The 11,553-nt window shown below is 67.8% G+C and carries 14 protein-coding genes, 1 tRNA gene and 1 pseudogene; 6 read left to right on the plus strand and 10 right to left on the minus strand.

Annotation, left to right across the window (positions count from 1 at the left end; genetic code table 11):
• Positions 1-4 precede the first annotated feature (4 nt).
• Positions 5-646 carry a ScbR family autoregulator-binding transcription factor gene (locus RZ1_RS23935; RefSeq protein ID WP_072815008.1) on the minus strand — a complete coding sequence of 214 codons (642 nt, stop codon included), beginning with the start codon at positions 644-646 and terminating at the stop codon, positions 5-7.
• A gap of 36 nt (positions 647-682) precedes the next feature.
• On the opposite strand from RZ1_RS23935, the gene RZ1_RS23940 reads away from it, so the two are divergent.
• A complete protein-coding gene (locus tag RZ1_RS23940) occupies positions 683-1,654 on the plus strand; it encodes an NAD-dependent epimerase/dehydratase family protein (RefSeq protein WP_238071733.1) in 972 nt (323 codons plus the stop codon).
• 199 nt (positions 1,655-1,853) lie between these two features.
• Here RZ1_RS23940 and RZ1_RS23945 read toward each other — a convergent pair whose 3' ends face one another.
• The 7 genes from RZ1_RS23945 to dcd all read right to left on the minus strand — a co-directional run bounded on the left by RZ1_RS23945 (position 1,854) and on the right by dcd (position 7,130).
• Positions 1,854-2,465 (minus strand): hypothetical protein, encoded by a 612-nt coding sequence (locus RZ1_RS23945; protein WP_072815009.1) that lies wholly within the window; start codon positions 2,463-2,465, stop codon positions 1,854-1,856.
• 194 nt (positions 2,466-2,659) lie between these two features.
• Positions 2,660-2,953, minus strand: a complete 294-nt coding sequence (locus RZ1_RS23950; protein ID WP_072815010.1) for an Rdx family protein — start codon at positions 2,951-2,953, stop codon at positions 2,660-2,662.
• A gap of 190 nt (positions 2,954-3,143) precedes the next feature.
• Positions 3,144-3,302, minus strand: coding sequence for a hypothetical protein (locus RZ1_RS30680; protein ID WP_169918095.1), 159 nt, complete (start codon positions 3,300-3,302; stop codon positions 3,144-3,146).
• 109 nt (positions 3,303-3,411) lie between these two features.
• On the minus strand, positions 3,412-5,463 hold the full coding sequence (locus RZ1_RS23955) for a DNA/RNA non-specific endonuclease (protein ID WP_072815011.1): 2,052 nt from the start codon (positions 5,461-5,463) through the stop codon (positions 3,412-3,414).
• Positions 5,464-5,694: 231 nt separating this feature from the next.
• Entirely contained in the window at positions 5,695-5,832 is a 138-nt protein-coding gene (locus tag RZ1_RS31480) for a hypothetical protein (protein ID WP_238071734.1), read from the minus strand.
• Positions 5,805-6,449 carry a DUF5995 family protein gene (locus tag RZ1_RS23960; protein ID WP_238071735.1) on the minus strand — a complete coding sequence of 215 codons (645 nt, stop codon included), beginning with the start codon at positions 6,447-6,449 and terminating at the stop codon, positions 5,805-5,807. The genes RZ1_RS31480 and RZ1_RS23960 overlap by 28 nt, the downstream gene beginning before the upstream one ends.
• 90 nt (positions 6,450-6,539) lie before the next feature.
• Positions 6,540-7,130 carry a dCTP deaminase gene (dcd, locus tag RZ1_RS23965; RefSeq protein ID WP_072815012.1) on the minus strand — a complete coding sequence of 197 codons (591 nt, stop codon included), beginning with the start codon at positions 7,128-7,130 and terminating at the stop codon, positions 6,540-6,542.
• 84 nt (positions 7,131-7,214) lie between these two features.
• Between dcd and RZ1_RS30685 the strand changes: the two genes are divergently transcribed.
• A complete protein-coding gene (locus RZ1_RS30685) occupies positions 7,215-7,355 on the plus strand; it encodes a hypothetical protein (RefSeq protein ID WP_169918097.1) in 141 nt (46 codons plus the stop codon).
• The gene (locus RZ1_RS23975; RefSeq protein WP_072815014.1) at positions 7,352-8,701 is read left to right on the plus strand and encodes an MFS transporter; all 1,350 of its coding nucleotides are present in this window, start codon (positions 7,352-7,354) and stop codon (positions 8,699-8,701) included. The genes RZ1_RS30685 and RZ1_RS23975 overlap by 4 nt, the downstream gene beginning before the upstream one ends.
• On the opposite strand, the gene RZ1_RS23980 is transcribed toward RZ1_RS23975, so the two are convergent.
• On the minus strand, positions 8,676-9,293 hold the full coding sequence (locus RZ1_RS23980) for a TetR/AcrR family transcriptional regulator (RefSeq protein ID WP_072815015.1): 618 nt from the start codon (positions 9,291-9,293) through the stop codon (positions 8,676-8,678). The two genes, RZ1_RS23975 and RZ1_RS23980, sit on opposite strands and share 26 nt — an antisense overlap.
• A 74-nt stretch (positions 9,294-9,367) precedes the next feature.
• On the opposite strand from RZ1_RS23980, the gene RZ1_RS23985 reads away from it, so the two are divergent.
• From RZ1_RS23985 to RZ1_RS23995, 3 genes are all read left to right on the plus strand, one after another.
• The gene (locus RZ1_RS23985; protein ID WP_072815016.1) at positions 9,368-10,204 is read left to right on the plus strand and encodes an oxygenase MpaB family protein; all 837 of its coding nucleotides are present in this window, start codon (positions 9,368-9,370) and stop codon (positions 10,202-10,204) included.
• 108 nt (positions 10,205-10,312) lie between these two features.
• Positions 10,313-10,383, plus strand: a tRNA-Gly gene (locus RZ1_RS23990).
• Between the two features lie 141 nt (positions 10,384-10,524).
• Positions 10,525-11,403 carry an IS982 family transposase gene (locus RZ1_RS23995; RefSeq protein ID WP_072815017.1) on the plus strand — a complete coding sequence of 293 codons (879 nt, stop codon included), beginning with the start codon at positions 10,525-10,527 and terminating at the stop codon, positions 11,401-11,403.
• Positions 11,404-11,425: 22 nt separating this feature from the next.
• On the opposite strand, the pseudogene RZ1_RS30200 reads toward RZ1_RS23995, so the two are convergent.
• Positions 11,426-11,548, minus strand: a pseudogene (locus tag RZ1_RS30200) (IS481 family transposase); the annotation flags it as partial.
• Positions 11,549-11,553: the final 5 nt, after the last annotated feature.

Genomic DNA, 11,553 nt, shown 5'->3' on the forward strand with positions numbered 1-11,553 from the left:
GAGGTCACGATGCGGCGGCGGACCACCGGGCGCGCCGGATCGCCGGAATCTTCAGGTGCCGGTCGGACGGCATGATGCCGGGCAGCAGCAGAAGCCACATCTCGTCCAGGCGCTGTTGGAGGTCCTCCCGTCCGGTCAGGACGTTCGAGACCAGCTGCACCCCGGTGAACGCGCCGATTCCGAATCGTGCGAGAGTCTTGGGCTCGATGGTGTCGAGGAGATCGCCCTCGGCGGAGGCGCGTTCGGAAAGTCTCTCGTATGCCGAGATCCAACCGAGATGCGGCTCGGCCGGCCCTGCAACTGCACTCAGTTCCAGGGTCAGCCGGATGCCCGCCCGCACGATGGGATCGTGCACCATCTGATGGCCGAATTCGTAGCTGAGCATCACCATCTGCTCGAGGGCGGAACCTCCGGTGGCGGCGATCGCATCGACGGAGGCGATGGAGATGACGTGCTGCTCACCGATGATGGCCTGCGCCAATTCCTCTTTCGACTTGAAGTGGAAGTAGAGCGCACCCTTGGTGGTACCTGCGATCTCGACGATCGTGCCCAGCGTGGAGCCCTCGAAGCCCTTCTGCTCGAATGCCTTTGCTGCACCGATCAGGATTTGCTGCCTGGTCGCTTCCGCTCGCGCCTGCCTGACCACGTTCGCTCTGCCCCTAACCGACAAGTGAGATGAATTGTGACGGAATTCGTTGATGGCCCCGCTTTCGACCGCTCACCGAACACCATAGCCGGACCCGTCCCCCACGGATCCGCACTGCCCGCGCCGCGAATCGTACTCTTCGGCGCCACCGGTTTCATCGGTAGCGCTGTACTCGAGGCGCTGACCAGTGCGGGAGCCGACTGTACCGCAGTCGCGCGGCGACCCGAGGCCGTTCCCTCGTCGGCTCCGCGTGTCGTCGGGGCGGATCTCTCCGATCCGGCAAGCCTGGCCGGGGTGCTGGACGAGGCCGATGTGGTCGTTCACGCAGTCTCGTACACGGGCGGCGACCCCGAACAGGCCGACGCGGTGAACCGGGTCGGCACCGAGAACCTGGTAGCCGCGGCCCGCGACCGCCGGGTGCCGTTGATTTACGTCAGCACGGTCGGCGTCTACGGTTCGGGACCACATCGCGGGGTCGTCGAGGGAAGCCTGGACCCGAACCCGGTGTCCGTGCTCAGCATCAGCCGCCTCGCCGCAGAGGAGCTCGTGCGCGAGTACGGCGGCACCGTGGTGCGGGTCGGCTTCGTGTACGGACCGGGCGACCGCTGGTTCGCCCCCGGGCTGGCATACATCCTCGCCCGGCTGGGCGCATGGGTGGACGAGGGCCGCTCGGTGCTTTCGCTCATCGGCGTCGGCGATCTCGGTCGTCTGCTCGCCGCGCTCGCCGGACAGGCACCGCCGCTGCGGCCCGGCGGCACGCTGTTGCATGCCGCGTACCCCGGGCCCCGGACGGTCCGGGAGATCGCAACCGAACTCGCCGCCGAGGGCGCATTCCCCCTTCCGGAGGCCAGCCTGACATTCGAGGAAGCCGTCGCACGCGCTCCTGAACTCGGTCTGTCCGAACGGAACATCGATCTGGCCGGACACGACCACCATTACGACTCGACCCTCATATGGGAGACGACCGGGCTGCCCGTACCCACCGAACGGCCCCGGCTGAGCTTCTGACGATTCCCGGGTCCGGTCGGACTCGGACGGGCCGGATCGTCCCGGCAGGGGCACACAGCTTCCATGCCCCCACTCGCCTGCATCACAGGGGGTGCTGGAATTCCGTGTCCGCCAGGGCATCGGGATGTCCTGGCGGACACGGCCGAGATCCGCCGGCCGCGGGCGCCCACGACCGGAACATCGTCTGCCGCATACGGTCCTACGGGACAGGATGCTGCAGTACAGTCGTCCCGACAAGCGTCGCAAGCGTCTGCAGGCCCTGCGTCACGAGATCCTCCGGGGCGGCCGGCACCGGCGGTTTCCCAGGGGCCGCAGGGGCTGCAGGGGCCACGCCCGCACCGGTTTCCCCCGGCACCGTCACGGTGATCGGCGAGGCGAACGGTCGGCCCGAGGGGCCGTAGATGTTCTCCCACTGCTGACCGTCGGCGTCCTGGCAGCCCCAGAGAACGTCGTACGTCCCCGGCGTAATGGCGCGCGGACTCGCCGAAACCGGGCCGCTCTCATCGACGTACGTCGCGGACGAGGTGCGGGTGTTCGAAATCGAGAAGCTCGAGCCTGCCGGCTGCGCGTCGAGGCGGGCCGAGGGCTCCGCCGAATCGACGGTGCCCTGCTGGGCCACGACATAGGTGATGCACGTGACGCCGAGCGCGACATCGACGCCACGGAAATCGAAATCGACCCGAACCGAACCGGGCTGCGCCGACACCGAGACATCGGGCGAACCTGCTGCGACAGCTGTGGCCGGGGCGAGAACTGTGAGCGTTGCGGCCCCCAGCACGATGACGGCAGCCTTCTTCACGGACATGGTCATGGGTACGTCCTCCCCTTGCTTTCCCTTGCTGATCGGCGGCCGCACCGCGAATCGCGGTCTCCCTGGCGGTCACCTGATGGATAGTGCGTACCCACACTAACGTTGTCGCGGCGTGACCGTGCGGGAAGAGTTGGGGTATCTCGCCCGGTCTCGCGTGGGCGCACCGGCTCCCGAGAGCGACCGGTCGACGCGCCCTACGCGCGCGTCGACCGGTCCCCGTGCCCGAGATCGCGGTCCGGATCGACGACATCACGCACTCGCTGTTTCAGCGTGACAATGTCGGGAAAGCCCCCGTCCCGCTCGCGATCCCACACGAGATGTTCCCCCGCGGTCACCTGGAAGACGCCGCCCGTGCCGGGAATCAGCGCAACTTCGCCGAGATCGCACCCGAAGGTGTTCAGCAATTCCTGTGCCATCCATCCGGCCCGCAGCAGCCATTGGCATTGCGTGCAGTAGGTGATGGTGATCCGAGGTCCTGTCGTGCCCATGGACCGAGGCTAACGGTGAAAGTGTGGTGAGACCCCGCCGGCCGTGGTGGTGAGCCAGCGGGGTCTCCGCAGACCGGTGATGGGGGGGTGACCAGCCTGCGCGGTCGCCCCCGCAGGGGGGTGGAGGGCGACCGCCATGCACAGTAGCGACCAAGATCGTTACTCGCGAGTACAAACTTTCTCGCGCGTGTCAGCTCAGTTCCGTGTGCGAGTCGTCTCGCTGGCTGCGTTGGATCTCGACGATCTGTTCCTCGGTGTCGGCGCGGCGAAGAATCCGTCCGAGAATCAGGGCGGCACCCGCCGACACCATGACCCACGCCGCGCCGCCTATGGCGATCCACCACCACATGACGATCATTGTCCCCGATGACCGGAACCGAGCCAACTGCCGCCCGTCATCCGGTCGGTGCGACGGACCGCCGCTCGCCTCGGTCCGTCGCAGAATCCGGAGGGCAGAATCACAGGATCAGATCCTGCGGACGCAGCAGCTCGCGAGCGACACCACTCGCCTCGATGCGGTCGAGCGGGTCCGCGGCGACGTAAGCGTCCAGCCCCAGACCGGTCATCGCCGCGATCCGCCGCACCGGCACCTGGTAGGTGCGGTAGGCACCGAACGAGAACTCCTCCGGACCCGCGAGGAACTCGTCGAGCAGCGCGGCCTGGCTGAGCAGATAGCCGGTAGCGGACAGCGTGCCGTCGGACTTCGTCATCGCCACCACCTTCCAGAACTGGCGCGGCAGGGCGACACCCCGGTACAGCGGATCGTCGGCCGCGAGGATCGGGCCGGTCACCACGGACACCTTCAGGTCCCGATTGTCGGCGTTACCGAGCACGTAGTCCTCGAGCCCGAGCCACAGGGTGCTTCCGGCGTTGAAATCGTGGTGCTGTGGCGTGCTGTTGGTGAAGTGGAAGGTGTCGTCGTTCGCCGCCTTCGCGAGCGGACCCCACGCCGGATCGAGACGTCGCACGAGATGACCGCGGTCGAGCGGATTGTCGCGGTACACCGCCTCCCCCGTCTGCTCGTCGTCGGGGAGTCGCGGATCGAGGATCCACCGATCGCTGTCCCGGCAGGGTTTCTGCGCGAGCCCGCCGTCGCTGTTCACCGCGGTGAACAGCGCCAACCGGCGTCGCCGGTGCATGACGACGCTGAAGTGGTGATAGCGAAGTTCACCGGACGCCACCTGCACGGCGTCACCGGTCACGGTCGGGAGGGGAAACCCCGAACCGAGGAACTCGGGGTCGAATCCGCCACGCCGGCCGTAATCGGGGTCGATGGAGATCGCCTCGGTGCTGGGCGGCGGAATCTCCTCCCCCGCGCCGACCTCGCCGACCCGCACGGTGACCTCCACCGCCCGACCGCGGGGAATCCGCACTGTCACAGCGCCGTCCGACGTGTCCGCCGTGTCCGCGCGCGGCGCCGGGACCGGCAGGCCGGTCAGCAGTTCCGGGCGTTCGGCGGTGGTCAATTCCTCGACCAGCGCGCGTTGTTCGGGCGGCAGAACACGGTCGTGGAGGAATTTCAGGATCCGGCTGATCCGCACGCCCTCGTTGAGAAACCCACCGTATTGGGTCTGCTGCGGCGCCCGCACACTCGCGTGGTGCAGTGCGACGACCTCCCACTGATCGTTGAACACCGGGGAGCCGGACGAGCCGGGCTCGGTATCCGCGGAGTAGTGCACGAACATCTCGGGAATGTCGACGATCTTGTTCTCCCGCAACGCGATCTGCTTCTTCTCGCCGCGCGGATGCTGCACGATTGTCACGCATTCACCGATGACAACCGTGCCCTGGGCATCGGTCAGTCGGTTGAAACCGTACGGCGCGAGGACATCCGGTGACGCGTCGACCGCGACGAGCGCGAAATCCCGTTCCCGATCGGCGACGAAGAACCGGCCCGGATCCAGCGACACCGAGCGGGGGCGCAGGGGGCGGCCGTCGATGCCGTCCTGGTAATCGAATTCGACGACGCTCGCCGCCGCGGTCGCCGCGTCGGGCAGCACATGATGATTGGTGAGCAGCAGGTGCGGGGACACCAGGAAACCGGTGCCGAATCCGAGCCGCGAGCCGTCCGCACCGAGAATGTGAACCCGGCCGATCGCGCGGGCGGCGGCCACACCTTCGTCGAGGTAGCGCACACCTACGAAATCGGCGGTGTTGATGATCTTTTCGAGCATGGACTCCGCGTCCTCGGCGCCGGATCCCAGAATCGAGGGGGCGCGATCGAGTGCCGATTCGATCAACGACGCGGGGTCGGCGCCTACCGGCGCCTCCGTGGGATCACCGCCGAGGTAGTAACGGCTGACCCGATCGAGGCGCTCGGCGATCCGCGCGGGATCGTCGGCGCGGGCGATTCCGCCGGGTTCCCCGAGCACCTGCTCATTGCCGACCCGCACGTCGGACCGGTCGACGATGCGGCGGGCCGCAGCCCGGCGCTGATGTTCGCGTTCGGTGAGATAGGCCGCGGCGCCGGCACCGGACCCGTTCATCCTGGTGTTGGAGATGATCGTCATGGCATTCGCTTTCGAGCGGGAAGTGGGATGTGGAGGTCGCGGTCGGGGCCGTGCAGCGCCGAACTGGCCTCCCCTCCGACGGTGATGGGAACCTTCCCCCGGTCAGACCGAATATTGCTTCGCATCAACCGGATTCAGACGGGTCGGCATCGTCGGATCGGGTGGCGTATTCGAAAGTACGAGGGAACGATGCGGATCGCACGCGTAGCCCACTACCCGAATCCGCGAGGTTTACGGCACCGCGACCGTGTCGAGCGCTGTGATGATCGCGGGCACATCCTTGCTCTCGGTTCGGCGGATCAGTCGCAACAGGGTCGCGGCCGGTTCGGCCGGGCGGGCGATCAACTGGCCGAGGCGAGAGGTCGCCACGTCGATCTCGGTGACGACCAGCGGTACCGTCGCCGGCCCTGCGCCGAGATCAGCGTCGCCGCCGCCCACGCGCTGTCGCGGGCCCGTTCGAAACTGAAGTCGAGGATCGAGTCGAGCCCGTCGTCGACCGGCCCGAGCATCCCGAGCAGTGGCGAGAACCGGGCAATCGCACGTCGGATGCGCGGAATCAGTTCGGCGAGAATGTCGTTGATGCGATCGAAGTCGGCGTGGAAATCCTCGAGGTCACGGCCGTGGAACGAGGTTCCGGTGACGACCGCGAGATCGAGATTGATGTGTGCATTGATGCCGAGCAGCAGGTTCTGCAGCACGATCAGCGGGGACGACGAGACCGCACCGAACGTCACCCGCCACGACCGGGTCGGTGGGGGCGAGGACTCGTAGGCGGTGAAGTAGCGGTTCGCGAACGCCGCGTCGAAGGTGCTCATCCGGGCGCCGTCGTCGAAGTCGCCTGCCGTGATGCCGCGACGCACCTCCAGAGTCACCTGCCGGTACAACGCCGCGAAGTACCCGCGCGGGTTCGCGGTCGCGGTGGTGTCCGCGACGATCGTGCCGAGGATGTCGGCGACGTCGTCGATGTCGTGCGCGTGCATGGGCATGGTGTGCTCCTCGACGAGGACGGTGTGTCCTCATCGTCGGGCACGCCGCGCCGCCGGGCACGGGTAGTGCGCTACCCGAATCGGGTGCGCTCAGCTCGGACGCGCGTCCGGGTGGTCGTGCGCGAAGTTCAGGTACGCCTTCGACGGGGTCGGTCCGCGCTGCCCCTGATACTTGGACCCGACCTTCGCGCTGCCGTACGGATGCTCGGCGGGGCTGGTCAGGCGGAACAGGCACAACTGCCCGATCTTCATGCCCGGCCACAGCGTGATCGGCAGATTCGCGACGTTCGACAGTTCGAGGGTGATGTGCCCGTCGAACCCCGGGTCGATGAAACCGGCGGTCGAGTGGGTGAGCAGCCCCAGACGACCCAGCGACGACTTGCCCTCGAGCCGGCCGGCGAGGTCGTCGGGCAGGGTGCAGCGTTCCATCGTCGAACCGAGCACGAACTCGCCGGGGTGCAGCACGAACGATTCACCGGCCGGGACCTCCACGAGGGAGGTCAGTTCGTCCTGCCGCTGCGCGGGGTCGATGTGCGTGTAGCGCGTGTTGTTGAAGACTCGGAACAGGCTGTCGAGGCGGACGTCGACACTCGACGGTTGCACCATCTCCGGGTCGAAGGGGTCGAGGCCCAGGTGGCCGGAGGCAAGCTGGGCGCGGATGTCGCGATCGGAGAGCAGCACGGATAGAGGTTAACAATGCACCACTTGACCTCGAGTCGACTGGAGGTTGTTCGCTGGGATCACACCCGGCGAACGGAGAAGACCGTGCACCCAATCGTCCAGCGCGAGTTCGGCTCGCCCTTCGAACACCCCCCGTCCCCGGCAGGCACGGTGGCAGGCGCGACCGCCCCCCGGGCGGCACCGGATGCGGTGGTCGACCGGGTCGTGGTCGAGGTGACGGCATGACGGTCGGCTCCGCGCCGCCGCTGTGGTCGGGCCGGTTCCGCGCGACCACGGTCGGGCTGTACTTCCTGTCGGCGCTGTTCGCCTTCGAATCGTTCGCCGTCGCGACGGTCATGCCCGTCGTCGGCCACGAGTTCGGTGCGCTGTCGTCGTATGCGCTGGCGTTCGCCGCGCCCATTGCGACGTCGGTGTTCGCGATCTGCGTCGCCGGGGTGTGGATCGACCGGGCCGGCCCCGGGCCCGCCCTGTACAGCGGCGTAGCGGTGTTCGCGGCCGGCCTGATCGGTGTGGCCGCAGCCCCCGGCATCGACGTGTTCCTCGCCGGCCGTGCCGTGCAGGGATTCGGGTCCGGGCTCGCCGGCGTCGCGCTGTACGTGCTGGTCGCGGTCGCCTACCCCGAGACGTTCCGGGCCCGGGTGTTCACGGTCCTCACCAGCGCGTGGGTGCTTCCCGCGCTGATCGGGCCGCCCGTGGCCGGTGGGCTTGCCGACGCTGTCGGGTGGCGGTGGGTCTTCGCGATCGCGCCGCTGCCCGCCGTCGTCGCCGCGGTCGCGCTGACGCCCGCGCGGCGGCGGGCCCCACCCTCGGACGACCTGCCCCGAACCGCACCGCCTCTGCGGTGGGCGGCGGCCGCGGCGGTCGCGGTGCTCGCCGTCGGGGTCGCCGGGCAACGGGAGGTCGCCGGGTGGCCGCTGCTGCTGGCCGTCGCGGTCGCAGGTGTGTGCTGGTCGGTTCCGCGGCTGGTGCCGATCGGGACGTGGCGTTTCGCCGCAGGCCTGCCCGCCGTGCTGTCGGCACGGTCGTTGACGGGCGCGGCGTTCTTCGGGGCCGAGGTGTACGTGCCGTTGGCGCTGGTGCAGTTCCACGGGTTCACGCCCGCGCACGCCGGGATGTTCCTGACCGTGTCGGCGCTCGCGTGGTTCGCCGGGTCGTGGATCGCGGCGCACGTGTCGGCGCTGTCGGATGCGGCGGTACGGGTGCGGTGGGGCACGGCAACGGTCGCGGTGGGGATCGGCGCGTCGGCCACCGTGCTCCGGCCGGAGGTGTGGCCCGCGGTCGCGCTGGTGGGCTGGTCGGTGGCCGGACTCGGCATCGGGATGGTGTTCTCGTCGGCGTCGGTGCTGCTGCTCGACTACTCGCCGCCGGAACGAACCGGCACGAACTCCGCGGCAATGCAGGTCAATGACGCTGCGGCACAATCGGTGTGGCTGTGCTCCGGAACCGTCCTGTTCGCCGCGTCCGCCGCGGCGACGTGGGGGTTCGCGGCGATGTTCGCGGGCGCGGCGGTCGTCGCGGCCGGCGCGTACGCGGCCGCCACACGGATCACCGCATCGTCGTCGATGCCGTGAGCAGCAGTTCGGTGCACGCCTCGACGACCTCGTCCTCCTCCAGGGGGACGGTGCCGTCGAGCCAGGACGTGAGCGCCTGCGCCAGCCCGCCGACGACGAAGTGCGCCGCGAGATCGAGGGCGGGGCTGAGTTTCGCCTGATAGAAATCCTCGGCCTGCATCGTCACGAGCCCGGCGAACATGCGCGCCGATTCGAGCCGGCGACGCGCCAGCTGCGGGTCGGCCTGACTGACGGAAAACAGCACGCGACCCAGACGGCGATCCTCGGCGATCTCGCGGACGATGTTCGCGACGGCCGCGTGCACGATGCCGCGTTCGTCACGGGGGGCGGCGGCAACCGCCTCGAGGGTGCTCTGCGCGATCTGCTGCACGACGTGGTCGTACACCGCGCCGGTCAGCGCGTCGCGGTCGGCGAAGCTCTCGTAGAAATATCGCGAGGCCAGACCCGACCGTTTGCACACGCCGCGCACCGACAGGGTGGGATCTCCGTCGGGTGCGCCGAGCAGGTCGAGGCCCGCCTCGATGAGCTGTGCGCGCCGGTCCGCCTGACGTTCCTCGCCCGCGCGTCCCCCGTAGAGCCGTCCTGTTGCCATGCGGCCATCCTGTCAGCCGTGCCGCTTTACCAGCGTCATATATCTGCGTACATTCGTGTCCAGATATCGTTCGGATGGAGGGGCGCAGCGTGACGACGACCGAGAAACCCGCAGGACTCGACGACACGATGGACGGCCTCGGCCTCGTCGCCGGAGCCGCGAACATCATCATGCAGCTGTCGTGGCCCGGCGTCGGCTACGGCGTGTTCGAGAGCCGCGTCGAATCCGGACGCCTCTTCGACCATCCGTTCAAACGCACCCGCACCACCCTCGGCTACCTGGCGGTCGCCGCGCGCGGCACCGACGAAGAACGAAAGCTGTTCCGCGAGGCCGTCAACCGATCGCATCGGCAGGTCCGCTCCACCGCGGACAGCCCGGTGAAGTACAACGCGTTCGATCCGGAACTGCAGCTGTGGGTGGCGTCGTGCATCTACCGCGGATTCGAGGACGTGCACCGCGCGCTGTACGGGCCGATCCCCGACGAATACATCGACTACTTCTACCGGAACGGCGCCAAGTTCGGCACCACCCTGCAGGTCAAGCCGGACATGTGGCCGGCCGACCGCGACGCGTTCGAAGAATACTGGGCCGAGGGCCTGAAGAAGGTCCACATCGACGACAGGATCCGCGAACACCTGCTGTCCATCACCCAGCTCGAATTCGTGCCCGGACCGGCCGCATTGCTGTTCGGCCGCATCAACCTGTTCTTCACCGCCGGATTCCTGCCGCCACTGTTCCGCGACCAGATGCGCCTGGCGTGGAGCCCGCGCGACCAGCGCCGTTTCGACTGGATCCTGCGCACCATCGGCAAGGTCAACAAGCACGTCCCCGTCCCCGTCCGCGAAGCCCCCTACCGCCTGCTCCTCGCCGACATGCGGTGGCGGATCCGGACCGGACGCCCCCTCGTGTGAGAGGTAGACGGCACACGCCGCAGCCATGGCGACAGGGGTCGCGGGGAGTCTGATACAGTGTGCGACGGGCTAGGGAAGAGTCGATGAAAGTCGGCAAAAGCCCAGCGTGCCGATGTAGTTCAATGGTAGAACATCAGCTTCCCAAGCTGAATACGCGGGTTCGATTCCCGTCATCGGCTCTCCTCCCGAAGGCCCTGGTAGGCGCACCGCGCAGCCGGGGCCTTCGCCGTTCCCTAGATGCCTGATTCCTTGAAGAGCTGCCGCAGGCAGATCGGTGGGACGGCTGTCGAGGAGTAGGCGGAGGGTTTCAAGATCAATGTGTGACGAAAGAACTCGAAACCCTCCTGACCGAACTCTACGTCCTGCTCGACGACCACGTCGTGCCGCCCCACACCGGACGCGGACGAGCACCTCGGCTCTCCGACGCCGAACTGCTCACCCTGGCGGTCGCGCAGATGCTGCTCGACTTCGACTGCGAACGCCGATGGATCCGGCACCCGCACACCGACACCCCGCTGCGCGTCTTGTTCCCGTACATTCTCGGCCAGTCCGGCTACCACAAACGCCTGAAAGCGGCACGAGGATCGCTGTGCAAGACAATTCGCATCCTTGCGGAGATCTCACCCTCGTGGCACGACGATGTGTGGATCACCGACGCCACCCCCGTCCCATGCGGCATGTCCCGCGAAACCGTCAAACGTTCAGACTTGGCCGGACACGCCGGCTACGGCTACTGTGCCTCCCATACGCGGTACTTCTGGGGCCTGAAGCTGTACCTGGTGTGCGCCGGCGACGGAATGCCGATCATGTGGCCCTTGGCGAACCCGAAGATCGGCGAACGCGATGTCGTCGCCGCCATGCTGGCCCGCGAGCATCACCTGATCCGGTCCGGGCAGGTCCTACTCGCGGACAAGGGCTTTTCCGGCAGGGCATTCGCTGCGACCACCGCCGCGATGGGGCTGCGGTTGCTGCGGCCGGACCGCAAGGACGAGACCTACCGCAACGGCAATCTCGGTTGGGTGCGGCAGTGGATCGAATCAGTCAACGACACCCTCAGCTTGGAGGAACATGGTGGCCGCACCACTTACGGGGTGTTCACCCGTGTCGCGCAACGTCTGCTGGCGATGGCCGCCGGGATCTGGCACAGCTGGGACCTGGGCAACCCAGCCAAACGTTCGCTGATCGCCTTCGACCACTGACCCGGTTCAAGGAATCAGTCGTCTAGGTGTATGAGGCCATGACGTTGGTGACACCGGCGTGGAGTCGGGTCGCTGGCGGCCGGTTCGCGGCGGCAGTGTGGGGTCGATGGTAGTTGTAGTGGACATTCCAGACCGCGAGGGCGTCTTATT

Source organism: Rhodococcus zopfii NBRC 100606 = JCM 9919 (assembly GCF_001895025.1).
Lineage (GTDB): Bacteria > Actinomycetota > Actinomycetes > Mycobacteriales > Mycobacteriaceae > Rhodococcus > Rhodococcus zopfii.

What these genes read in the sequence shown, in the direction of transcription:
- RZ1_RS23945 (WP_072815009.1), bottom strand. Translation starts at nt 2,465, where the DNA reads ATGACCATGTCCGTGAAGAAGGCTGCCGTCATCGTGCTGGGGGCCGCA.
- RZ1_RS23950 (WP_072815010.1), bottom strand. Translation starts at nt 2,953, where the DNA reads ATGGGCACGACAGGACCTCGGATCACCATCACCTACTGCACGCAATGC.
- RZ1_RS30680 (WP_169918095.1), bottom strand. Translation starts at nt 3,302, where the DNA reads ATGTGGTGGTGGATCGCCATAGGCGGCGCGGCGTGGGTCATGGTGTCG.
- RZ1_RS23955 (WP_072815011.1), bottom strand. Translation starts at nt 5,463, where the DNA reads ATGACGATCATCTCCAACACCAGGATGAACGGGTCCGGTGCCGGCGCC.
- RZ1_RS23960 (WP_238071735.1), bottom strand. Translation starts at nt 6,449, where the DNA reads ATGCCCATGCACGCGCACGACATCGACGACGTCGCCGACATCCTCGGC.
- RZ1_RS23975 (WP_072815014.1), top strand. Translation starts at nt 7,352, where the DNA reads ATGACGGTCGGCTCCGCGCCGCCGCTGTGGTCGGGCCGGTTCCGCGCG.
- RZ1_RS23980 (WP_072815015.1), bottom strand. Translation starts at nt 9,293, where the DNA reads ATGGCAACAGGACGGCTCTACGGGGGACGCGCGGGCGAGGAACGTCAG.
- RZ1_RS23985 (WP_072815016.1), top strand. Translation starts at nt 9,368, where the DNA reads ATGGAGGGGCGCAGCGTGACGACGACCGAGAAACCCGCAGGACTCGAC.